We start from the raw sequence: 22182 nt of genomic DNA on the forward strand, positions 1-22182 counted from the left end.
TTCTTGTCTCTTTTACTGCTTACTCAAACTGTCGACATACCAATCCATCGCCACCGCCAGGCCTTCATCGATGCGGTGGGTGGGCGCGTAACCGAGTCGCTTGCGGGCCTTGTCGATGTCGGCCTGCGAGTGCCGCACGTCGCCCGGGCGGAAGTCGGTGTACTCGGGCGTGTGCTCGCGCAGCCGCGGAAAGCGCGGCGCCAGCAGCGCGCACATCATCGCGTGCAGCTGCTTGAGCGAGGTGCGTTCGTTGAGCGCGACGTTGTAGACCTGGTTTGCCGCATCCGGATCGGTGCTGCACGCCGCCAGCAGGTTGGCCTGGATCACATTGTCGATGTAGCAGAAGTCGCGGCTGGTCTCGCCGTCGCCGTTGATGCGCACCGGCGCGTCGGCGATCAGCGCGGCGACCCACTGCGGAATCACGGCGGCGTAGGCGCCGTTGGGGTCCTGGCGCGGGCCGAACACGTTGAAATAGCGCAGGCCGATCGAATCCATGCCGTAGCAGCGCGCAAAGACCTCGGCGTACAACTCGTTGACGTATTTGGTGACCGCGTATGGCGACAGCGGCCGGCCGATCTGTTCCTCGATCTTGGGCAGCGCCGGATGGTCGCCATACGTCGAGCTGGAGGCGGCGTAGACGAAACGCCGCACCTTGGCGTCGCGCGCGGCGGTGAGCATATTCAGGAAGCCGCCGACATTGGTGGCGTTGGTGGCCGCCGGATCCTCGATCGAGCGCGCCACCGAGCCGAGCGCCGCCTGGTGCAGCACGTAGTCAACGCCCTCGCAGGCGCGGGCGCAATCGCCGGGCACGCGGATGTCGCCAAGCGCGAAATCGAAGTTGGCCCATGCTGACTCGCCGACCAGCGCGCGCACCTGGTCGAGGTTGTGCTGGTGGCCGGTGGCGAAGTTGTCCATGCCGGTGACGCGCTGGCCCAGCCGCAGCAGCGCTTCGACCAGGTTGGAGCCGATGAAACCGGCGGCGCCGGTCACCAGCCAGCGTATTGGATTGGCGCGCAGTTCATGCAGCAGCGCGGCGTACGCCGACGCGCCTCGGGTATGGTCGTCCATGATCACAAGCGCCAGACGCAGTGTCCCGCTTGGGCGAGTTTGGCGGTGTCGAATGCCGATTTGATGTCGATGAAGCAGCCGCGCGGCGTCAACTTCGCCTGCAGCTCGCCCATCGGCATGGCTAGCAGTTCGCGGTGCGGCACGGCGGCGACGATGGCGTCGGCGCGCGGCAGGTGGTCCCAGCCTTCAAGCTCGATGCCGTATTCATGATAGGCCTCGGCGTCGGCGGCGACCGGATCGTGCACGTGCACTTCGACGCCGTAGGATTTGAGCTCGGCGACGATGTCGGCCACTTTGGAGTTGCGCAGGTCCGGGCAGTTTTCCTTGAACGTCAGGCCCAGCACATTGACGCGCGCGCCTTTGACGTAGCAGCCGGCGGCGATCATGCTCTTGACGGTTTTCTCGGCCACGAACTTGGCCATGCCGTCGTTGATGCGCCGTCCGGCCAGGATCACTTCGGGGTGGTAGCCCAGCGTCGCCGCCTTGTGGGTCAGGTAGTAGGGATCGACGCCGATGCAGTGGCCGCCGACCAGGCCCGGACGGAACGGCAGGAAGTTCCATTTGGTGCCGGCCGCTTCGAGCACTTCGAGCGTGTCGATGCCGATGCGGTCGAACAGGATGGCCAGCTCGTTCATCAGTGCGATATTGAGGTCGCGCTGGGTGTTTTCGATGACCTTGGCCGCCTCGGCCACCTTGATGCTGGACGCGCGGTAGACGCCGGCCGTGACGATCGATTCGTACAGCGCCGCGACCTTTTCCAAGGTGTCGGCGTCGTCGCCGGAGACGACCTTGAGGATGGTGGTCAGCGTGTGTTCCTTGTCGCCCGGGTTGATGCGCTCAGGGGAGAAGCCGACGTGGAAGTCCTCGCGCCATTTCAGGCCCGAGTGCTTCTCCAGCAGCGGGATGCAGACCTCTTCGGTGGCGCCCGGATAGACGGTCGATTCGAACACCACGATGGCGCCCTTCTTCATGTGGCGGCCCACCGTTTCGCTGGCGCCGGCCAGCGCCGTGAAGTCCGGATTGTGAGCGTTATCAACCGGGGTCGGCACCGCCACCACGAAGTAGTCGGCCTCTGCCAGCTCGGCAGGATCGCCGGTAAAGCGCAGCCGCTCGGCGGCGCGCAATTGTGTCTCGCTCACTTCGCCGGTCGGGTCGACGAAGTCGCGGTAATGCTGGATCTTCTTCGCCGACAGGTCGAAACCAACCGTGTTGCGCCGCTTTCCAAACTCGACCGCCAACGGCAGGCCCACATAGCCCAAACCAATCACGGCTACCACATTCGTGTTTTCCATTGCAGAACCCCAGTAATGACGCACTACCTATTTTGCTTGCCGGACAATTTGACAAATAATTATTAAAACGTCAGGAAAGATATATTTTTTACATTGCTACATGATAGGCCCAATAGTTATCGAACCGACAAAAAAATGCAAGCGATAAAAAAAGCTTTTGTGTCTTTTTTTTGGCCGGATACGTCCGCCTACTATGGCGACCTCGGCCGTACCATTTCAGCCACATGGGCGGGAATACAACGCCGGCGTGCCCGGTTTGCGACAGAGGATTGCGGATAGGAATTTGCTGCGGCGCGGCCGGCGGACGGCGCACCGGCCGCCGTCAACCCGCGCGCAAACCGCTCGCCAGCAACTCCTTCCACGCCGCCGGATGGAACGGCCGCAGCCGTATCCAGCGCGCGGCGCAGCGCAGCGCGGCACTGTAGCGCCGGCGGCCGCGATAGAAATAACAATGGTCCTGCATCACCATGTCGAGGCGCCCGATCAGCAGCGCGCGGTAGGCGCGCCAGGCCGGCATGTTCATCAACATCAGCAGCATGTTGTCCTCCAGCAGGAAGCGCGGCGCGTCGCCGTGGGTCAGGCTGGCCGGATGGATGCGGTAATAGGCCACCTCCTCCGTCACCATCCACAGGTCGTTGTCGAGCGCGCAGCGGAACCACAGGTGGTAGTCCTCGGCGCGCCGCAGGCGCTCGTCGAACAGGCCCTTGGCCACCAGCAGGCGCTGGCGGATCAGCGTGGTGGTCGGGATCACGATGCAGTCGCGCGCCAATTCGGCGACCGGCCGCCGCAACCTTTGCACGGCCGCCGGCGCCGGCGACCCCGGACAGGCGGCGCTCAGTTCGGCCAGTGGCGCGAAGCCGTCCGTGCCCGGACGCAGCAGACTGATTTTGCCGGCGATCCAGTGCGCCTCGGGGTGCTGGCGCTGCACCTGCCAGCGCTGCGCCAGCGAGTGGGGAAACCAGACGTCATCGGCGTCGAGGAAAGCGATCCATTCGCCGCGCGCGGCTTCGATGCCGGTGTTGCGCGCGCCCGCCGCCCCTTTCGAGTGGTGATTACGCAACACCGAAACCGAGGACCAGCCGCCCACCTCGTCCAGCACGGCGCGGGTGGCCGGATCGGTGCTGCGATCGTCCACCACCACCACTTCGAACACCGGCAGCGAGTGGCCGTCGAGAGGCTGCTGCCCCAGCACCGACAACACCGCCTCGCGCAAAAAAACGCCGGCGTTGTACACCGGGATGACGACCGATACGGCAGGTTGCGACATCGCTGCTCCTGGATAGTGTAATCAAATCAACATCAAGCTTGACTCCCTCATATGCATACGAGAGAATCATGATAATAGCTTATTAATAAGCAAAAATGACAACTGTTTATTCGGACAAACACGTTGCCGCAGCCATATCCAACCGGGGTCCCGCGCCGCATGACGCACATTAACGAACGCATGGCCACCGGCATTGTCTGGATGATCACCGCACGCCTGGTCGATCGCGGCATCGGCATGGTGAGCACCTTGCTGCTGGCGCGCCTGCTGGCGCCGGACGACTTCGGCCTGGTGGCGATGGCCACCGCCATCGGCGGCCTGCTCGACGTGCTCGGCGCGTTCAGCTTCGACCTGGCGCTGATCCAGAAAAAAAACGCCGAGCGCCGCCACTACGACACCGTCTGGACGCTGAACGTGATCTTCGGCCTGTTCTGCGCCGCCGCGCTGGTGGCGCTGGCGCACCCGGCGGCCCGTTTCTACGACGAGCCGCGCCTGGTGAGCGTCATGCTGGTGCTGTCGCTGATGTACCTGATCAACGCCTTCGGCAACGTCGGCGTGGTCAACTTCCGCAAGGAGCTCGACTTCCGCCAGGAGTTCAACTTCATCATGGTGCGCAGGCTCGGCACCTTCGTCGTCACCATCGGCGCCGCGCTGATGCTGCATTCCTACTGGGCGCTGTTGCTGGGCATGTGCCTCGGGCGCACCATCACCGTGGTGATGAGCTACGCGATGAACGACTACCGGCCACGCTTCGGCCTGGGCGCCATGCGCGAGCTGTTCCATTTTTCCAAATGGATGCTGCTTAACAACGCGCTCGGTTTTCTGCGCCACGACGGCTGCACCTTCATCATCGGCCGCTACTTCGGCGCGTCCGGGCTGGGCGTGTACACGGTGTCGTACGAAATCTCCAACCTGCCATCGACCGAGCTGGTGGCGCCGATCAACCGGGTCACCTTTCCCGGCTTTTCCAAGATGGCCGACACGGCGCAGATCTCGGCATCGTATTTCCGGCTGCTGGGCATGATCACCTTGTTGATACTGCCGGTCGGCATCGGCATCGCCTGCGTCGCCGAGCCGCTGGTGCAAGCCATGCTGGGCGACAAATGGCACCAGGCCGTGCCGCTGATTGCCATCCTCGCCATCAGCGGCGCCATCACGGCCACCCAGACCAACAATGCGTCGGTGTGGCTGGCGCTGGGGCGTCCGCACGAGGTCGCCATCGTGCAAACCTGCTATCTGCTGATCCTGTTTCCGGCGCTGTTCTTCTTCATGCGGCGCTACGGCATTGTCGGCGCCGGCTACGCCTACCTGACCGCGCAACTGCTCGACGTGGTGCTCGAGATGAGCGCGACAAAACGGCTGCTCAAATTCGACTGGAGCGAGGTGGTGCGCACCGTCTGGCGCCCGGTGGCCGGCGTGACCGTGATGGCGATGGCGGTGGCCCCGCTCGACGCCCGCATGGCCGGCCTCAACCCATGGCTGCGGCTGCTGGCCGATTCCGGCAGCGGCGCGCTGGTCTACGTCTCGACCGTATTCGTGCTGTGGTTCGTCAGCGCCCGTCCGCAAGGCGCCGAGCGCTTCTGCCTGCGGCGCCTGAAGGTGCTGCCGGCATGAAGCACGGCGCGCTCATGGAAGCCGTGCGGTCGCCCGCGACCGCGCCGGGCAAGCCGCAGGTGACGGTGATCGTGCCGACCACGGCCCAGCTGTCGCGCCGCATGGAGATAGAACGCTGCCTCGATTCGATCCGGGCCTCGTCGTCGCAGCCGGTGCAAATCATCGTCGTGGTCAATGGCCAGCGCTATGACGAGGGCGTGTGCGACTGGCTGCGCGCCCAGCCGGACGTGCGCTACGCCTACGTCGAGTTGCCCTCCGCGCCCAACGCCGTCTGGGAAGGTCGGCGCATGGTCGACACGCCCTACTTTTCGATGGTCGACGACGACGACGAATACCTGCCGGGCGCCACCGACCTGAAGCTGGCCGCGCTGCACGCGCAGCCGCAGGCCGACCTGGTCGTCACCAACGCCTACCGCCGCTTCGAAGGCGTCGACGCGCTGCTGTACAACCACCTGGCGCAGGTGCGGCACGAACCGCTGGCGATGCTGTTCGAGGCCAACTGGCTGACCAATGGCAACGCCTTGTACCGCACCGACAGCGTCGGCCCCGGCTACTTCGCCGACTACCAGCCGTATGCCGAGTGGACCTGGCTGGCGTTCAAGCTCAGTCTCGACGGCAAGCAGGTCGCCACCATCGAGCAGCCGACCTTCCGCGTCCATGTGACGGGCGGTTCGCTGTCGCAATCGGACGCCTATTTCGAATTCTATCTGTCGCTGTACCAGCAGATGCTGGCGGCCGGACCGCCGCCGGCGATCGAGCGGCGCATCCGGCGACACCTGTCCGGCGCCCAGCACGACCACTCGGTGCGTGCGCTCGGGCGCGGCCGCTGGCGCGAAGCGCTGGACTGGCACTGGCGCAGCCTGCGCCAGCCGGGCGGCCTGCAATACCTGAGCTACAGCCGCCATTTCCTGCTGCATTTCCTGCGCCTGCCGCCGCGCACACCAAGGACGCCATGAATGCCGACACCGAACTGAAGGCGACCGTGCTGGTCGACCACTACCGCGCCACCGCCGCCAGCGAAAAGAGCCACGTGGCCTACCAGGGCTTGCCGATCCACGCGCTGCCCGGCCTGCATGAATATGCGTTCGAACAGTTCAGCCGCCACAACCCGCCCGGCGCCAGCGTGCTGGAGCTGGCCGCCGGCAGCGGCGCCATGAGCCGCCGGCTGGCCGACGCCGGTTACCGCGTCACGGCCACCGACTACGTGCGCGAGAATTTCCGCCTGCACGGCGCGATCCCTTTCTTCACCTGCGACCTGAACCAGAATTTTTCGGAGGGCCGCGCCGCCAGCGAGGACCACATCTGCGCGCTGGAGATCATCGAACACCTGGAGAACCCGCGCCACTTCGCGCGTCAATGCTTCCAGGTGCTCAAGCCGGGCGGCACCTTGTTGCTGTCGACACCCAACCTCGACACGGCCGCGTCGATCGCCATGTTCATGCGCGACCTGTCGTTCCAGTGGTTCGCCGAGGACGACTACGCCCGCGACGGCCACATCACGCCGCTGAGCCAGTGGCAATTGCACAAGTGTTTCACCGAGGCCGGCTTCGCGCCGGTCTGGGAAGGCTCGGTCGGCGACCCGTGGGGCCGCGTGCGCGGCTCGCCGCGCCTGCTGTACCTGTCAAAGGCGATCGACTTGTTGATGCGCAGGCCGGCGCCGCTACGCAACCAGATCTACGTCGCGCTGCTGCGCAAACCCGCCGCCTGAAGCCATGATGAACGTGTGCGTGGTCATTCCCGCGTACAACGCCGCCGGCTATGTGACCGAGGCGCTCGACAGCGTGGCCGGCCAGAGTGCGCCGCCGGATCAGGTGGTGGTGGTCGACGACGGCTCGCGCGACGATACTGCGCGCGTGGTGCGCGACTGGATCGCCGCCCATCCGGCGTGCGACACGCGGCTGGTCGAACAGGCCAACGGCGGCATTCCGGTGGCCCGCAACGCCGGCATCCGCGCCGGCAGCGGCGACTGGATCGCGCTGCTCGATGCCGACGACGTCTGGGAACCGGACCATTTGGCGGCCCTTCACACGGCGCTGGCGGCAGCGCCCGACGCGGTGGCAGCCTACGGCGCCGGCCGGCTGCTGGTCGACGGCGAAGTGCAGCCGCGCCTGTATGACGATTTCTGGGACAACCCCTCGCGCCACCACGGCCGCGCGATCGACGGCTCGGACTGTTTGAGGATCGATGGCGGCGCGTTGGCCCGTCTGATCCACGGCAACTTCATCAAGCCGTCGAGCCTGTGCTTTTCGCGGGCGGCGGCACTGGCCGTTGGCTTGTTCGACGAAGGATTGCGGGTCAGCGAGGACCGCGAATTCCTGATCCGTTTGCTGCTGAGTGGCGACTTCGTCTACACGCCGACGCCGATCACGCGTTACCGATGGCACGACGACAACGCCTCGAGCCACAAAAACAGCCGCCGCAACATGGAATATGCGCTGCGCGCGCTGCACCGCATCAATGACAGCAGCAGTGCTTTCGATCCGTCACAACGTAACGCCTTTCGTCATGAAACCCGGGTCGCCATCCGCGACTACCTCTACACCTGCGCGCGCGACGGGTGGCATGCCTACACCGACGGACTTCGGCTGGTCGGCACGCTGTATGGCGCACCGCGGGCGGCTTTCGGCTTCAATCCAAAACACTTGGCACGCTCGCTGTGGCCGGTGGCCTGAACCGGGAATTTCCGCGCGGCTTGTTCCCTGAAAGCGTTTTCGTATATACTCCAAATGCAAATACGCAATACCGCTGGAATTCGGACTATGCTTCATTGCAATCAGCGCACGCGCGGCACGACAAATGCGCTGCACTGCAGCATGGGCGTTGGCTGAAACCGGATGTGTTAGTGAGCAACATGGTTTAATGCCGTTTGTAAATTTGTGTCACACCGAAACCGCCGAAGCGGTTCGTCAATATCTACACGCCTGCGTGCTGGACGGGTTCCCCTTCTACGCCGCCGGCTGGCGCCTGGTCAGCGCACCGTACAGCAGCCTGTTTGCTGCGCGGGATATCAATCTCAGGCACGTCGTCCGCTGTTTTTGCGGGCGATGCGTTAAAAATTCCCAATGGAAATTGCACGCACGATAGCTATCAGCTTGAAAGCTGATTAAACCGAACACGGCTATTATGTCGCCCGTTGCAATATGTTAAATCAGTCGAACGCGGATTTCACGTTTGACGCGGAATATGGGAAGTATCGATGACCAATAGCCCGGTAGCCATCCGACCACCTTGTGCCACCCCGGAGTACTATGGCCCCGCCATCGTGCCCGACGTCCTGGCCAAACTGCCACCCAACTGGAAAACCTCCGGACCGCTGACCTCATTCGGCATCCATCTGGCCAACACCGACGCGGGACGCCGCTCCGCCGCCATGCTGGTCAACAAAATGTACCGCTGGCGCGGCTATGGCGACCAGCACGCAGTCGAAGCGCACCCGCACCACGTGACCCTGACGGCGGTCGAACCCGAACAACTGCTGGGCACGGTGACCTTGCGCACCGACTCGGCCAACGGCATGCTGGCCGACGCCACCTTCAAGGAAGTGATCGACACCTACCGCCGCGCCGGGGCCAGGGTCTGCGAGGTGACCAAACTGGCCATCGATCCGCTGGCCCACCCCAAGCTGGCGCTGGCCACGCTGGTGCACATCATCTACCTGTATGCGTACAAGATTTATGCCTGCACCGACATGTTCATCGAGGTCAATCCGCGCCATAAGCGCTTCTACGAGGAAATGCTGGGGTTCGAGCCGGCGGCCGAGATGAGGAATAACGAGCGCGTCAACGCGCCGGCGCACCTGCTGCGCATCAGCCTGGATTTCATGGGCGCGCAGATCGCCAGGATGGGCGGCACCGCTGCGGCCGCCAGCAGCGACGCGCGACGCTCGCTGTACCCGTATTTTTTCTGCCGCAACGCCGAGGCCGGCATTCTGTCGCTGGTGAACTCGCTGTCCGAGCCGCCCGCTGAGAGCGCTTACGGGCGGCGCTGGGCCGCTTGAGTGTGGCCGCAGCGCTGCTGACGATGGCTTAGAGCTGCTTGAGCAGCGCCCGCGCGTCGTCGACCTCGGGGAAGCGCGGGTCGCGCGCCAACAGCTCCTCCAGCATTTTTTTGGCCCCCGGCTTGTCGCCTGCGCGCGACAGGCCGTGTGCCAGATGGTAGTTGACGACGCTGGACGGCGCCAACGTGGCCGCCTTGCGCAGCAGCGGCAGCCCGCGCACGGTGTCGCCGCGCTCGACCAGCAGCCAGCCGGCGGTGTCGAGGACGGCCGGATTTTCCGGCGCCAGCGCCAGCGCCTGCTCGGCGGTGGGCAAGGCGCGCGTGTCGTTGAGCTGCTGGTAGACGTACGCCAGGTTGTTCGACGCTTCCGCCAGCACGGCGGAGCTCGGCGCCTCCGGCTTGCCGCGCGCGGCCAGCACGGCCTCCAGTTGCGCGGCCGCCTGCGCATAGCGCCCGCCGGCAATGGTCAGCTGCGCCAGATACATCCGCAGGGGCACCGTTCCCGGCGCCGCCGGCGCTTCCTTGATCCAGCGCGCCAGGCGCTGCTCCACCTCTGCGCCCTTGCCCGCCAGCGACAGCGTGTAGGCCAGCTTGATCTTGATCGCCGCGTCCGGCGCCAGCGTCAGCGCCCGCTCGAAGGCGGCGATGGCCGGCGCCAGCTTTTTCTGTTTGACCAGCAGATCGGCCTCGAGCAGCAGCCCGGCCGGCGACTTGGGCCGCAGGCGCTGGATGTCGCGCGCCAGCGTGAACGCCAACGGCATGTCGTCGGCGCGCTGCGCCAGGCCGGCCAGCGCGAGTTTGGCTTCCACGTAGTCGGGCTCGATCTGCAGTGCTTTTTTCAACGACGCCATGGCGTCGTCGGCCTTGCCGGCCTGCGCCTGCGCACCAGCCAGCAGGTAGCGCGCCCGCGCCGACTGCGGCGCGAGCTTGATGCTTTGGCTGTACGTCTCGACCGCGTCGACCGGTTTGCCGGAGACCAGTTGGGCCTGGCCAAGGACATCGAGCGCGTCGATATTGCCCGGGTGGGCGGCGCTGGTCTTGCGCGCCAGGGTCAGGCCGCGCTCGTACTGGCGCCGGTTCAGGTGGTCGGTCGCCAGGCGCAGGGCCGGATAGACGGCGTCGGGATTGGCGGCCACCGATTTTTCCAGCCAGGACGTGGCCTCGGCCGCATCGCCGCGCGTGGCCGCCAGCGCCGACAGCGCGGTCATCGCGTCCATATTCTTTTTATCCTGCTCGAGGAAGGCGACCAGGCGCGCGCGCGCCGCGTCCGGTTTGCCTTCCTCGGTGTCGAGCACCGCCAGGGCGGCCACCGGCACATAGTAGCCCGGCCGCTGCCGTTGCGACCGCTCAAAACTGGCACGGGCCGCGACCGGGTCGCGTTTGCCCATCTGGGCCGAGCCGATCAGATAGGTGACGTCGGCGTTGTCGGGATGGGCCTGCGCCAGCTTCCGCGCGGCATCCAGCGCCACGTCGTAGCGCTTGAGGCCGAGCGCGGTGCGGACCAGCGCCAGGCCGGCGGGCAGGTAGCCGGCGTCGAGCGCGCTGGCGCGCTCGAACTCGGCCATGGCACGTTGCTGGTCTCCGGCGCCGAGCAAGCTCAAGCCGAGCGAGGTGCGCAACGCCGCCTTGTCCGGCGCCAGCGCGTTGGCGCGCTCGTAATAGGTGCCGGCCTTGGCGAAGTCGTTGCTCTGCATGGCCGCTTCCGCCGCCAGCGCCAGCACATAGGCGTCCGGCGCGGGATCTTTCAACGCCGGCGCCAGCGCCACCATCGCGTCTTGCGGGCGCTTGGCCTGCAACAAGGTCGATACCAGCAGCTTGCGCGCGCCCAGATTGTCCGGGTCGTGCTCGAGGTATTTGGCAAGATGCAGCTCGGCCTGGGCGATCGCCCCCAGCTTGAACTGGACCGCGCCGGCCAGCAGCAGCGCCGGCATGTGGTCCGGCGCCACCTTCAACACTTGCTGCAGCGGTTCGAGCGCGGCAGCCGCATCGCCCCGCTTGTAGGCCAGCAGTGCCTGCGTGTAGGGCAGCAGCAAGCTGCCTTTGGCCACTTTCTTGTACTGCTCCAGTTCGCGCGCGGCCTCGTCGAACTTGTTCGCGTCGATGTACAGATAGGTCTTTTGCAGGTGGACGTCGGCATCGGCGGGATCGATCCGCTGGGCGCTGTCGTACGACCGTTCCGCATCCTCGACGCGGCCCTGCACGCGTTCGAGACTGCCCTTGACCTTCCACGCGTCCATGTCGCGCGGGTTGTCGGCCACGGCTTGCGCGGCGTAGCGGTCCGCCCCCTCCATGTCGCGCGCTAGCGCTGCCGCCTGGGCCAGGCCGGTCGTGGCGCCGGCGTCCTTGGGCCGGGCCCGCAACGCGGCCTCGAACCGCTGGCGCGCCGCCGGCAGCTGGCCCAGACCCAGATGGGCCCGCCCCTGGTAGATCAGCAGGTCGGGGCCGGGCGCGTCGGCCGTTGCCGTCTCCTTCAGCACGTCGGCATATTTTCCTTGTCGCAGCAGCGCCTCGGCGAGCACCGGCATCGCCTTTTGCGCGGCCAGTCCCAGGCTGAGCGCCTTGCGCACCTCTTTTTCGGCCGACACCGGGTCGCCCGCATCGTTGTAAGCGCCGGCCAGCAGCAGGCGCGCTTCGGCGTTGCCGGCGTTTAGCTGCAGCGCGTTTTTCAGCTGGATGATGGCGCCGTTGTGGTCGCGCTTTTGTTGCATCTGGCGCGCTTCGGCGATCAGCTCGTCCGCGCTGGGTTGCCGGGCGCAGCCGGCAAACGCGGCAAGCAGCACGCAGGCGCCGGCGACTGCGCCGGTTCGACGGTTTTTCCGGGCCAAGATAGACATACGCACTTCCCTCGCGAATTCGATGTAAAAAAGATAGCATCGAGACTATACCGCTGAACTCGCGTGGAAAGTTAAAATAAATGCATCAAACGTGGTGGAAATGGTCACAGTCGGGGCGGACCACGATTGTGTGAACCGGTTTGTCGCGGCGCATATATTGTCCAGTTCGCTAGATTGGCATATGATGATCAATATTATAACGAATGCCCCGGAGAGCGGCCTGTGCCGCCAACTATGGCGGGCGTCCACTACAGGAGGAGCACATGACTTCGTCCCAAAACGACGGCAACGCCGCCGTGCTGTCCCAGGGTATGGCCGACATTTCGGACGAGGTGCCCAGCAATGCGGTGGAACTGCTGATCGACGAAAAAGTGTTCGGCTTGCGTATGGTGGACACGCCCGAAGGCCGCAACAAGGCCAGCGTCCTGATCAACAAAATGTACACGTGGCGCGGGTACGGCACGCACACGCTGTCGGACGACCCCAACCGCGTGACGCTGACGTCCACCCACAAGGGCGAGGTGGTCGGCACGCTCACGCTGGGACTCGATTCGCCGATGGGCATCCTGGCCGACCAGATCTTCAAGGACGAAATCGACGCCTTCCGCGCACGCGGTTCCAAGGTGTGCGAACTGACCAAGCTGGCCTTCGATCCGACCGTGCAATCGCAAGCGCTGATGGCGTCGTTGTTCAACCTCGGCATCATGTACGGCCGCGACGTACACGGCTGCTCCGATTTGTTCATCGAAGTGAATCCGCGCCACCGCCGCTTCTACCAGCAAATGCTCGGCTTCAAGCAACTGGGCGAACCGAAAAGCAATCCCCGCGTGGACGCGCCGGCTTGTTTGCTATGGGTGAGCTTCGCCTACATGAGCGAACAGACCGAACTCTGGGGCGGCAAGGGCAAGGAGGCCACACCAGGCGAGCGCTCGCTGTATCCATTGTTTTTCTCGCCGCGTGAGGAAGCTGGTATCGTCAATCGTCTGCGCGACATCAACTAAGGTCGAGAAAAGTGTCGATTTTCTTTACAGTTTTGATTTCCGTCAAACGCTCTGTGCATGCAACTCATTGATTTCAAACAAGGTATTTGTGAACTAAAGTACTGGCCCGAATCATGCTTATCTGACACTAGACCGGATCTCACGGTTACGTGCAACAACGAGGCAATTCAATCAGGGGAGCATCAATGAAAAACTTAAACTTTAGCAAAAGCCTGTCGCTGCTCGCTGCGGGCATCGCGCTGACACTTGGCATGGCGTCGGCCCAGGCATCGCCGGAATTCAGTATCAATCCGGCGGCCTTGGGGCTCAACGGCCCGGTCGGACCGATCAAGGCCGATTCCTTGAACGGCGTGTCGTCGCAACTGCTGCATACGATCGGCAACACCCACGAGGCGGTTGGCTACATCAGCTACAGCGGCTTTGGGTACAACGGCGCCAACCTCGGTGCGAACATCACCGGGCTGAACTTCAACTACGGCATCTATCTGGAGTTCTCGCTGAAAGACGTCACCACGTCCGGCGTCATCAACCAGGCCAACAGCATCAACACGCTGACGGAACTGAACTTTACGATGTACGCCGATCCGGGCAACACCAACGTCTTCCATCAGGCTACGCTCGGCAGCGAATACTCGATCGACGGCAAGGTGGGCGACATCCCGCTCGCCTCGGGCTCGCTGGTGACTGGCATCTCGTCGTTCAACTCGCTGCTCGGCGCCGCGCTGAACGGCAACACCACGTTCAACCTGACGCCACAGGGCGCGCTGTTCTTCGTCGATCCAATGCCGTTCTATGATTTGATGTTCAACGCCTTCAACAACACCACCCAGGCTCCGGTGTTCGGACCGAACGGTCTGGTCGCCATCAACTCGAACGGTATCAGCGACTTCAACCGGGTTCCGGAACCAGGTTCGCTGGCACTGCTGGGCTTGGCGCTGCTTGGCGTGCACGTCGTCAACCGCCGTCGTCAGGCGTGATGTACCCGGCGGTGGCGCCTGGCGCGCCGCCGCATTAACCAGGCGGCCCGGTCCGCCGCATCCCTTGGAGCCCAGCCCCTCAGATGAGTGTCAACAACCAAGTGATCGAATGCCTGCTGGAGGCGGCCCGCTGGGCGGCCTCTGCGGACAACATGCAACCCTGGCGCTTCCGCTGGGACGGCGCGACGTTGCGCCTTTTTTTCGTGGAGCATGACAACGAGGGCACGTTTGGCATCGACAGTCCCGCCACCTTGCTGGCCTTCGGCGGCGTCATCGAGAATGTGACGCGGATGGCCGAGGCCACCGGCTGCCAGCTGTACCAGGCCGCCCTGTTCCCTCCGGACGACGACAAGGATTGCGTGTTCCGCTGTCGCATCGACGCCGCCGTGCCGAGCACCGCACCCGCCGACTGGCGCGCCCACCCGCTATTCCAGCGCCACACCAACCGCCTGCCGTATGCGGACCAGCCTCTTCCAGATGAAATTGTCGCGAACATGGCCGCGCTGGCGCAGGGCGAGGCGCGCTGCCGCTTGCTGGTCGATCCGCCGTCGATTCAGCGCTGGGCCGGCCTTGTGCGCGAGGGATCGTCCTTGCGCTTCCGCAACCGGCTTGCGCATATTGCGCTCGACGCCAGCCTCAGGATGACCGAGGCCGAGGCGGCGCGCGGCGACGGCCTCGATGTCGCCACCTTTTTCCTGCCGCCCGGCGCCAAGTCGATGCTGTCCTATACGCGCAGCTGGCCACGCATGGCCATGCTCAACCGTATTGGCATTTACAAGGTATTCGCCTCGATCGAGGCCGACCTGGTGCGCAAGGGCCCGGGACTGCTGCTGGTCACCGGCGCCGATGGTCGCCAGGGCGCGCTCGACGCCGGCCAACTGCTGATGCGGGCGTGGACCCGGCTCAACGCGGCCGGCTTGGCGGTACAACCCTATTATGTGGTGCCCGACCAGATTTTCCGGCTGAAGGATGGCACCGTCCCGGACAATGTACGCGCCGAGGCCATGGCGCTGGAAAGCGCGACCCGGGCCGAGCTCGCGCCGGGAGTGACGCTGTATATGGTGTTGCGTGTGGGATATCCGAAGAAACCGGCGGTGCGCTCGCGACGGCTGGGGCTCGCCGAGGTGTCGGTGGTCAGCGGCTAGCGACCGACGCCCTGCCGCAGCACGCTGGCTTGCGTCCCGGCTGGGGTTGCTCTAGCCCGGTTGCTTGGCGCCGGACGCCAGCAGTCCCGGGTTGCCGAGTTCGATTTCCTGGCCTTGTCGCCCCGGCACCCTGCCGGGCGACAGCGCGCCATGCGCCGCTACGGCTGGAAGCCCGGCAGGCGTGACGGCCAGCGCCGCCAACACCGGACCGATGGCGCTGGCATGCAGAATCGAATCGACCCCCACCTGACGGATCGCGTTGGCCGGCATGTCGGGACACAGCGCGTCGGCAGGCTCCTGCGCGATCGCCGTACCGCCTGCGGCCTTGATTGCGCGCAGTCCTTCGGTGCCGTCGTCCAGGAAACCCGACAACACCGTGCCGACCACCCGTTCGCCGAATTCGGTGGCCGCTGTCGTAAACAGGGGATTGATTGCGGGCGCCATCAGATTGGGATTGGCGCTGTCGGTCAATTTGACGCGCACCTTGCCATGGTCGTTGACGATGGTGAGATTGCGCCCCGGCGCGGCGACCAGAATGACGCCGGCATCGGCATATTGACCGTCGATGGCGTACGATACCGGCAGACGGCAGCGTTTAGCCAGGACTTCGAGGAGTTCATTGCCTTGGTGGCCGACGTGCATGACGATGAGCATGGGCGCGGCAAAATCCGAAGGCAGCTCCGCGCATATCGCCTCCAGTGCCGGAATACCCCCTGCGGAGGCGCCGACCACCACTACCCGTTCCATCATCGTTCTCCTTGGCCAGCGGTTGACGGCACAAAAAGCGCTCGGAAATTGCCGTAACTCAATGAAATTATACCAAAAAGTCGTTCAAATGGCCTAAGTCATCAGTGTGGGTGGGAACGGGGTTTTTTTCTGTACGCTGTCCCTCTTATGCTGGCGAAGAGCCGGCGGTTTGCGCCCGCCGCGCCAGATTCATCGCCAAGCGCAACTGAAAACGCGGCGCGCCCAGATCCCAGGGCGTAAAACGCGGCAGCTGGTACAGGTCGCAGACGCGGCCACCCCAGGCGGTCGAGACAGCGCCCTCGAAACCCAGTTCGCGCACAATGCCGACATGTTCGGCGTGATAATCGACATTTGGCTTGCCGTTCGGATAGGCGAACAGCGGCACCGGCGCCCCGACCAGCGTCTCCAGCCGCTGCTTGCCGGCCGCGATCTCGTCGCCGGCCAAGCGCGCAGGAACCGCAGTCAGGATCGGATGATTGACGGTGTGCGCGCCGATGCCCATGCCGGCCGCGTGCAGTTGGCGCACCTGCCCGCCGGTCATCATCAGATCCCGGGCCAAGGCGTAGTCCGCCTCGCCGGCCAGGCGCTCGACCATGGCCAGCCGCTGCTCCATTGGCAGGTACTTAAGGTGGCCGATCAGGGTGCCGATGGCGCCCCGCCGCGCTGCGATGCCGTCCAGCGATAGCTGTCCCAGTCCCGCCGTGCGGGCGTCGAACAGCGCCCCGGGCGCCTTGCGCACCAGCTCGATCACCGTATCGTTCCACATGCGGCCGCCGTCGAGAAAGCCGGTGGCGACGAAGAACGTCGCCGGCAGGCCGAATCGCTGCAGGATGGGCAGCGCTTCCACCGCGTTGTCGGCGTAGCCATCGTCGAAGGTGATGCAGGCCGCGCGCGGCGGCAATTGGCCGGCCCGCATCAGGCGCACGGCGTCCTCCAGCGCAAGCACATTGAACGACGACTTGAGCAAGGCCAGCTGTGCACCGAACGCCGCGCGGTCTATCTCGCCCGGGAACAAGGGATCGGGCGCGGCCAGCACCCGGTGATAAATCATGATGCTCAGGCCACGCCGGCCGCCGGGCGACAGCAGGCGCAACAACGGCCTCGTCGGCCAGACGCTGCGCGCGGACGGCGGCGACTGCACGGCGATGTCGACGCTCGCGCTCATGTGTGCGCCACGCCGGCGTCTACGTCGGCGTTCCGTTCCGCAGGCTGCGCCGCCGCCCGGCGCTGTGGAGTGGCCTGGCGCGCCACCAGTATCCGGGTCGCCACCATGGCGGTCATGATCAGGTAGGGCACGTCGAAATAAGCCAGGCTGAGGAACGCCCCGCCGACGGCAAAACCCACCAGGCTCACCTGCAGCATCGTGGCCAGCCGGATCGTCCACTCGAGCTCCGGTACGCCCCTGGCCTGGCGCACGATGGCGCTGCCGGTGCGCCAGATCATCACGCCCAGCGCCAGATACAGCGCCAGCCCCACCCAGCCATGCTCGCCCAGCACCTGGAAATAGATGCTGTGGGCCGCATGTACGTCCGTCGGAATCGGCGCGTAGCGGGCAAACACCTGGCCGTCGTAGATCTCGAAGCCGCCGCCCAGCAGACGGTCGCTGGCGAGGTTGAACGCCATGCGCCAGGCGTTGATGCGCCCCATGGCCGAGGTATCCTCCTCATAGGTGTTGATGGTGTCGATGCGCTCGTGCCATTGCGACGGCATCAGCAACACCAGGAACGGCACGGCCATCGCCAGCAACACGCCCAGCGGCACCTTGTTCTGGCTTTTCAGCCACAGCACGGTGGTCATCGCCGCGATCGCCAGCGCGGCGCCGCGCGAATACGAACCCAGCGACGCCAGCGCGCACAACAGCATCGAAGCGACCAGCGCGCCTTTGGCCCAGCGTTTCGGCACGTTGCCGATCAGGTAATACATGAGCGGAATGACAACCACCAGGGCCAGCGCCACCTCGTTATTGCCGTCGATGAAAGTGCCCTCCGGCCCCCACACGCGGAAATTGCCGCCGTTGCGAAGCGTGAAAATACCGCCCTTGACGCCGTAGAATCCCAGCGACACCACCACTGTCCACACCAGCCATTCGATCTCCTGGCGCGTGCGCACCAGCATCATCACCACCGCCGTCATGCCGAAGATCTTGTACACCTTGATCCATTGCGTGGTGACGACATCGACGCCGTGGATCGAGAACAGCGACGTCACGCTCATCCAGCCCATAAAGGCCAGGAACACCACGGTGATCGGATGGGCCGGCAGCCGGTATTTATCCTTATGCAGCACCATGCCGGCAACGATGGCGGCCGCGATCACCGCCGCGAACGGGAACGTGCGGGCGAAACCCCAGCCTTGTGAATGGGGATTCATGACACTGATCCAGACCCACATGACAACGCCGAACGGCGGCCGCTTGAAAATGAACGGCAGCGACCCGAACACCAGCAAGGTGACCAGCAAATCCCTCATGGCGTCCCGGCTCCATAGTTGCGCGCGGCGTCGACCTTGCTGACCACGTAGCGGAATTTGCCGGAGGCTTCCGGCGCGATGGCGTCCACCCGCTCGACACTCACCTCGACCTGGGCGCCGAGCCGCGCCCGAACGCCGCGCGTGATGTGCGCGGTCAACGCGGCGTCGAGCGGGGTGTCGAGCGCCACCTGCACGCGCGTTGACAACAGCGACTCCTGGATGATCTTGAAGGCCTTCATGCCTTCGATGTCGCGCAGGATGTACACCAGCGCCAGGCCGTGCATGACGGTGCCGTCGGCCGCCACCAGGAAATCGGTGCTGCGTCCTTGTATCTCCTCGAGCAGCGGCAGGCTGCGCCCACAACTGCACGGGCGGGTCGACAGCGCGCCGACGTCGCCGGTGCGGTAGCGGATAAACGGAAAATCGCCGCTGGCGAGGTGGGTGACGACGATCTCGCCGGTGGCGCCGGCCGGCAGCGGCCGGCCATCGGCATCGACGATTTCGACGATGATATCCTCGGCCGTGATATGCATCCCGCCGTGCGGGCACTGGTGGGCGATGAAGCCGGCGTCGCGCCCGCCGTAGCCGTTGGCCACCGCGCAGCCGAAGATGCGCGAGATCTGCTCGCGCTGCTCTTCGTAGAGCCGCTCGGAAGTAACAAAGGCGACACGGATGCCCAAATCGTCCATGCGCTGGCCGCGCCGCTCGGCGTGGCGGGCGATGTGCGACAGCGCCGACGGATAGCCGAACAGCATGCGCGGGCGCCGCGCGCGGATGCGCGCGACAAAGGCGTCCAGGTTCGCCTCCGACATCTCGAACGCCGGCAACAGCATGGTGCGCATCACGCGGTCGCGCATGGCGCGGGCGCGATCCTGCGCGCCCAATTCGATCGGCGAGCCCCAGACCACGATCTCCGGGTCGCCGATATCCACGTCCCACCAGCGGGTGGCGCGCCATTTCGCGGCGACGTCATGGCTGACACGCTCTTTGCCGATATAGAAGATCAACGGCTCGCCGCTGGAGCCGCCGGTGTTGAAGCGCGCCAGGTCGCCCGCGTCGGCTGCGCGCAGGTCGGCGCTGTGGCGGCGTATCAAAGCCTTGTCCAGCAGCGGCAGCCGCGCCAGCGCCTCGAGCGAGCCGACATCCCGGCGGGCGTCGAAGCCTATTTCGGAAAACAAGGCGCGGTAATACGGCACCTGCGTCTGCGCCCGCAGCAGCAGGCGCCGCAGACGTTCCAGGCGCAGTTTCTCCAAGCGCTCGAGCGCCCAATACTCGGTAGCGTCCATGCGGCGGCGCACGCTCACCGTGGTGTGGCGCTTGAATTGCTCCTGCAGCGGAAACAACACCCGCGAAACGACCGCCGTGTAAAGACTGCGCGGCGCCAGCGGCACGCCGGTATCCTGTTTGGTATCAGTGTCAAGGACAGTGTTCATGCTTTGCTCCCGCCGCCAGCGTTATTGGCTTTTTCGATCACCGAGCGATAGACCTGCAACAGGCGCGGACGCACCTGCGCCCACGTGTACTGGTCGGCCAGCTGCAGGCCGGCCTGGCGCAGGCGTTCCTTCAGATCCGGCTCGCCGAGCAGCAGGAACATGGCCTCGGCCATCGCCTGCGGGTTTTGCGGCGGCACCAGCAAGGCGCTGCGGCGATGCTCGACCAGATACGGCACGCCGCCGACGTCGGTGCTGACCACCGCCACGCCACCGGCCAGCGCCTCCAGCACCGAGTTGGGCATGTTGTCGACCAGGCTGGGATTGAGCATGATGTCGGCGTCCCGGTACAGCGCCGCCATCGCCGAGTTGTCGATCCGGCCGGTGAAGCGCACCGCCTGCGCGATGCCCAGATGGTCCGCCAGCGCGGCCAGCATGTCGGCCTCCGGCCCGCTGCCGGCGATCACCAGCTGCGCCGCCGGATAGCGCGCCGCCAGCAGCGCGAAAGCGCGCAACGCGGTCTGGTTGTCGTAGATCGGTTCCAGGTGGCGCGCCACCAGCACCGACGGCGCCCTGCCGCCCGCAGACGTGGCGCGGGCTTGCGCGGCGCCGAAGCGTTCCAGGTTGATCACATTGGGCACCACCGTGCTGCCGAAGCCATGCCGCTGGAACACCGCCTCGAGAAAACCGGATGGCACCAGCAAGGCGGCGGTCCGGCGAAGGCTGGGGCGGACCCAATCGACCGCCCGCTGAAGGAAGGCGTCGGCCTCGCCGCCCCGGTAGTTGACCACCACCGGGCAGCCGCGCAGGCGCGCGATCCAGATCGCGGGCGCTGCGAACAGATGCCACGACCAGCCGGAATTGGCCATCACGTGCAGCAGCTGTACCTTGCCGGCCACACGCCACAACCGCCATAAATACGGCAGCAGCCGCACGCCGGCGCGCAACACCGGAATGCGGCCGGCCCACGCCGGGCTGTATGGGGCGTTCATCTGCACCAGCTCGACCCGGTGGCCGTCGCGCAGCAGCAGCTCGTTCAGCTGCAAGGTCTGATTGGCCATACCGCCGGGCGGTGGCGGCAAAGGGCCGATCAGGCCAATGTGGACGGGGGACTCGATCACGCCGCACGCTCCGCGTTGACACTCTGGTAGACCGCCCGGTAACGCGCCACGCTGGCGGCCCAATTGCGTTCCTGTTCGACGAAGCGGCGTCCGGCCGCGCGCAGCGCATCCCAGCGCTGCGGTTCCGCCAGCAAGGCCAGCACCTGGTCGGTCAAGGCCTGCGGGTCGCCGGCCGCGAACAGCACGCCGGTCTCGCCGTCTTCGATCAGCTCGCGGTGGCCGCCGACATCCGAGGCCACCAGCAAACGTCCCTGCGCCATCGCCTCCAGCGGTTTGAGCGGCGTCACCAGGTCGGTCAGGCGCATTTTCACGCGCGGATACACCAGCACGTCCGTCAGATCGTAGTAGCGCTGCACTTGTTCGTGCGGCACGCGTCCGGTGAAGACCACTTGCGCGGCCACGCCGAGCGCCTGCGCCTGGCTGCGCAGCGCTGCTTCCTGGACCCCGCCACCGACCAGCAGCAAACGGATATCCGGCCGCACCGCGATGATGCCGGGCAGCGCTTCCAGAAGAATGTGCAGGCCTTCGTAGGCGTAGAACGAGCCGATGAAGCCCAACACCACCTTGCCGTCGAGCCCCAGTTGCGCGGCCAGCGCCTCGTCGCGGGCGCCGCCGACGCTGAAGTCGGCGATATTCACCGCGTTCGGGATCACCGTCACTTTATGCGGTGCGATGCCGCGCGCGGCGATGTCGGCTCGTAGCCCTTCGCAGATGGTGGTGGCGGCGGCGACCCGCCGCAGCGCGTAGGTTTCCATCGCCCGCGTGGCGCGGTAGCGCAGGCCGCCCTCGCTGCTGGAGCCGTGATCGACTGCGGCGTCCTCCCAGAAAGCGCGGATCTCGTACACCACTGGAATGCCGAGGCGGCGGCCCACCCGCAGCGCCGCGATGGCGTTGAGCGCCGGTGAATGCGCATGCAAAATGTCAGGCCGCAGCTCGCGCGCCACTTCCAGCAGACGCGCCTCGATAGCGTCGATCACCGCGAGCTGGCGCAGCGCCGGCAAAGCGGCTTTGAAGCCGGCTGCCGGCGGCGTGCGATAGAAGTCCAGACCGTCGATCTGCTCCGTTGCCGCGTCGCTGACGCCCTGTTTCGGGCCGGTGAGCTGGAAGGTTTGCCAGCCCAGAGCGCGCTGTTGGCGCAAAATGGCGCGGGTGCGGAAAGTGTAGCCGCTGTGCAGCGGAATCGAATGATCGAGTACGTGCAGGATGCGCAGCGGCGCCGTC

18 protein-coding genes are annotated in these 22182 nt (G+C 65.5%); 8 read left to right on the top strand and 10 right to left on the bottom strand.

Annotation, left to right across the window (positions count from 1 at the left end):
- Positions 1-12 precede the first annotated feature (12 nt).
- The 3 genes from ACZ0BA_RS08735 to ACZ0BA_RS08745 all read right to left on the bottom strand — a co-directional run bounded on the left by ACZ0BA_RS08735 (position 13) and on the right by ACZ0BA_RS08745 (position 3627).
- The gene (locus ACZ0BA_RS08735) at positions 13-1068 is read right to left on the bottom strand and encodes an NAD-dependent epimerase/dehydratase family protein (RefSeq protein WP_463450895.1); all 1056 of its coding nucleotides are present in this window, start codon (positions 1066-1068) and stop codon (positions 13-15) included.
- Positions 1069-1070: 2 nt separating this feature from the next.
- On the bottom strand, positions 1071-2360 hold the full coding sequence (locus ACZ0BA_RS08740; protein ID WP_463450896.1) for a nucleotide sugar dehydrogenase: 1290 nt from the start codon (positions 2358-2360) through the stop codon (positions 1071-1073).
- A 322-nt stretch (positions 2361-2682) separates the two neighbouring features.
- Positions 2683-3627: a glycosyltransferase family 2 protein gene (locus ACZ0BA_RS08745; RefSeq protein ID WP_463450897.1), complete on the bottom strand. Its 945-nt coding sequence runs from the start codon at positions 3625-3627 to the stop codon at positions 2683-2685.
- 159 nt (positions 3628-3786) lie between these two features.
- Here ACZ0BA_RS08745 and ACZ0BA_RS08750 point away from each other — a divergent pair, with 159 nt between their 5' ends.
- The 5 genes from ACZ0BA_RS08750 to ACZ0BA_RS08770 all read left to right on the top strand — a co-directional run bounded on the left by ACZ0BA_RS08750 (position 3787) and on the right by ACZ0BA_RS08770 (position 9238).
- Entirely contained in the window at positions 3787-5241 is a 1455-nt protein-coding gene (locus ACZ0BA_RS08750) for a lipopolysaccharide biosynthesis protein (protein ID WP_463450898.1), read from the top strand.
- The gene (locus tag ACZ0BA_RS08755) at positions 5238-6197 is read left to right on the top strand and encodes a glycosyltransferase family A protein (protein ID WP_463450899.1); all 960 of its coding nucleotides are present in this window, start codon (positions 5238-5240) and stop codon (positions 6195-6197) included. The genes ACZ0BA_RS08750 and ACZ0BA_RS08755 overlap by 4 nt, the downstream gene beginning before the upstream one ends.
- Positions 6194-6949 (top strand): class I SAM-dependent methyltransferase, encoded by a 756-nt coding sequence (locus ACZ0BA_RS08760; RefSeq protein ID WP_463450900.1) that lies wholly within the window; start codon positions 6194-6196, stop codon positions 6947-6949. Before ACZ0BA_RS08755 ends, ACZ0BA_RS08760 begins: the two co-directional genes overlap by 4 nt.
- Before the next feature lie 4 nt (positions 6950-6953).
- Positions 6954-7913 (top strand): glycosyltransferase family 2 protein, encoded by a 960-nt coding sequence (locus tag ACZ0BA_RS08765; RefSeq protein WP_463450901.1) that lies wholly within the window; start codon positions 6954-6956, stop codon positions 7911-7913.
- 524 nt (positions 7914-8437) lie between these two features.
- Positions 8438-9238, top strand: a complete 801-nt coding sequence (locus ACZ0BA_RS08770; RefSeq protein ID WP_463450902.1) for an N-acyl amino acid synthase FeeM domain-containing protein — start codon at positions 8438-8440, stop codon at positions 9236-9238.
- 28 nt (positions 9239-9266) lie between these two features.
- Here the strand turns inward: ACZ0BA_RS08770 and prsT are convergent, their stop codons facing one another.
- Positions 9267-12071 carry an XrtA/PEP-CTERM system TPR-repeat protein PrsT gene (gene prsT / locus ACZ0BA_RS08775; RefSeq protein ID WP_463450903.1) on the bottom strand — a complete coding sequence of 935 codons (2805 nt, stop codon included), beginning with the start codon at positions 12069-12071 and terminating at the stop codon, positions 9267-9269.
- A gap of 263 nt (positions 12072-12334) precedes the next feature.
- On the opposite strand from prsT, the gene ACZ0BA_RS08780 reads away from it, so the two are divergent.
- From ACZ0BA_RS08780 to ACZ0BA_RS08790, 3 genes are all read left to right on the top strand, one after another.
- Positions 12335-13072: a GNAT family N-acetyltransferase gene (locus ACZ0BA_RS08780; protein ID WP_463450904.1), complete on the top strand. Its 738-nt coding sequence runs from the start codon at positions 12335-12337 to the stop codon at positions 13070-13072.
- Positions 13073-13257: 185 nt separating this feature from the next.
- Positions 13258-14049 (top strand): flocculation-associated PEP-CTERM protein PepA, encoded by a 792-nt coding sequence (gene pepA / locus ACZ0BA_RS08785; protein WP_463450905.1) that lies wholly within the window; start codon positions 13258-13260, stop codon positions 14047-14049.
- An 83-nt stretch (positions 14050-14132) separates the two neighbouring features.
- Complete coding sequence (locus ACZ0BA_RS08790; RefSeq protein ID WP_463450906.1) at positions 14133-15194, top strand: nitroreductase family protein; 1062 nt, start codon at positions 14133-14135, stop codon at positions 15192-15194.
- A gap of 51 nt (positions 15195-15245) precedes the next feature.
- On the opposite strand, the gene ACZ0BA_RS08795 is transcribed toward ACZ0BA_RS08790, so the two are convergent.
- From ACZ0BA_RS08795 to ACZ0BA_RS08820, 6 genes are all read right to left on the bottom strand, one after another.
- The gene (locus tag ACZ0BA_RS08795; protein ID WP_463450907.1) at positions 15246-15944 is read right to left on the bottom strand and encodes a chemotaxis protein CheB; all 699 of its coding nucleotides are present in this window, start codon (positions 15942-15944) and stop codon (positions 15246-15248) included.
- A gap of 142 nt (positions 15945-16086) precedes the next feature.
- The gene (locus ACZ0BA_RS08800; RefSeq protein ID WP_463450908.1) at positions 16087-17106 is read right to left on the bottom strand and encodes a polysaccharide deacetylase family protein; all 1020 of its coding nucleotides are present in this window, start codon (positions 17104-17106) and stop codon (positions 16087-16089) included.
- On the bottom strand, positions 17103-18410 hold the full coding sequence (locus ACZ0BA_RS08805) for a putative O-glycosylation ligase, exosortase A system-associated (RefSeq protein ID WP_463450909.1): 1308 nt from the start codon (positions 18408-18410) through the stop codon (positions 17103-17105). Before ACZ0BA_RS08805 ends, ACZ0BA_RS08800 begins: the two co-directional genes overlap by 4 nt.
- Complete coding sequence (locus tag ACZ0BA_RS08810; protein WP_463450910.1) at positions 18407-19843, bottom strand: phenylacetate--CoA ligase family protein; 1437 nt, start codon at positions 19841-19843, stop codon at positions 18407-18409. Before ACZ0BA_RS08810 ends, ACZ0BA_RS08805 begins: the two co-directional genes overlap by 4 nt.
- Entirely contained in the window at positions 19840-20961 is a 1122-nt protein-coding gene (locus ACZ0BA_RS08815) for a glycosyltransferase family 4 protein (protein ID WP_463450911.1), read from the bottom strand. The genes ACZ0BA_RS08810 and ACZ0BA_RS08815 overlap by 4 nt, the downstream gene beginning before the upstream one ends.
- Positions 20958-22172: a TIGR04063 family PEP-CTERM/XrtA system glycosyltransferase gene (locus ACZ0BA_RS08820; RefSeq protein ID WP_463454730.1), complete on the bottom strand. Its 1215-nt coding sequence runs from the start codon at positions 22170-22172 to the stop codon at positions 20958-20960. The genes ACZ0BA_RS08815 and ACZ0BA_RS08820 overlap by 4 nt, the downstream gene beginning before the upstream one ends.
- Positions 22173-22182 lie beyond the last annotated feature (10 nt).

The sequence above is a fragment of the Duganella sp. AC917 genome, from assembly GCF_979258245.1.

Bases quoted from the DNA above. Each gene is read 5' to 3' on its own strand.
- ACZ0BA_RS08760 (WP_463450900.1), top strand. From the start codon at position 6,194: ATGAATGCCGACACCGAACTGAAGGCGACCGTGCTGGTCGACCACTAC.
- pepA (WP_463450905.1), top strand. From the start codon at position 13,258: ATGAAAAACTTAAACTTTAGCAAAAGCCTGTCGCTGCTCGCTGCGGGC.
- ACZ0BA_RS08765 (WP_463450901.1), top strand. From the start codon at position 6,954: ATGATGAACGTGTGCGTGGTCATTCCCGCGTACAACGCCGCCGGCTAT.
- ACZ0BA_RS08800 (WP_463450908.1), bottom strand. From the start codon at position 17,106: ATGAGCGCGAGCGTCGACATCGCCGTGCAGTCGCCGCCGTCCGCGCGC.
- ACZ0BA_RS08755 (WP_463450899.1), top strand. From the start codon at position 5,238: ATGAAGCACGGCGCGCTCATGGAAGCCGTGCGGTCGCCCGCGACCGCG.
- ACZ0BA_RS08735 (WP_463450895.1), bottom strand. From the start codon at position 1,068: ATGGACGACCATACCCGAGGCGCGTCGGCGTACGCCGCGCTGCTGCAT.
- ACZ0BA_RS08790 (WP_463450906.1), top strand. From the start codon at position 14,133: ATGAGTGTCAACAACCAAGTGATCGAATGCCTGCTGGAGGCGGCCCGC.
- ACZ0BA_RS08795 (WP_463450907.1), bottom strand. From the start codon at position 15,944: ATGATGGAACGGGTAGTGGTGGTCGGCGCCTCCGCAGGGGGTATTCCG.
- prsT (WP_463450903.1), bottom strand. From the start codon at position 12,071: ATGTCTATCTTGGCCCGGAAAAACCGTCGAACCGGCGCAGTCGCCGGC.
- ACZ0BA_RS08805 (WP_463450909.1), bottom strand. From the start codon at position 18,410: ATGAGGGATTTGCTGGTCACCTTGCTGGTGTTCGGGTCGCTGCCGTTC.
- ACZ0BA_RS08740 (WP_463450896.1), bottom strand. From the start codon at position 2,360: ATGGAAAACACGAATGTGGTAGCCGTGATTGGTTTGGGCTATGTGGGC.
- ACZ0BA_RS08745 (WP_463450897.1), bottom strand. From the start codon at position 3,627: ATGTCGCAACCTGCCGTATCGGTCGTCATCCCGGTGTACAACGCCGGC.
- ACZ0BA_RS08780 (WP_463450904.1), top strand. From the start codon at position 12,335: ATGACTTCGTCCCAAAACGACGGCAACGCCGCCGTGCTGTCCCAGGGT.
- ACZ0BA_RS08810 (WP_463450910.1), bottom strand. From the start codon at position 19,843: ATGAACACTGTCCTTGACACTGATACCAAACAGGATACCGGCGTGCCG.
- ACZ0BA_RS08750 (WP_463450898.1), top strand. From the start codon at position 3,787: ATGACGCACATTAACGAACGCATGGCCACCGGCATTGTCTGGATGATC.
- ACZ0BA_RS08770 (WP_463450902.1), top strand. From the start codon at position 8,438: ATGACCAATAGCCCGGTAGCCATCCGACCACCTTGTGCCACCCCGGAG.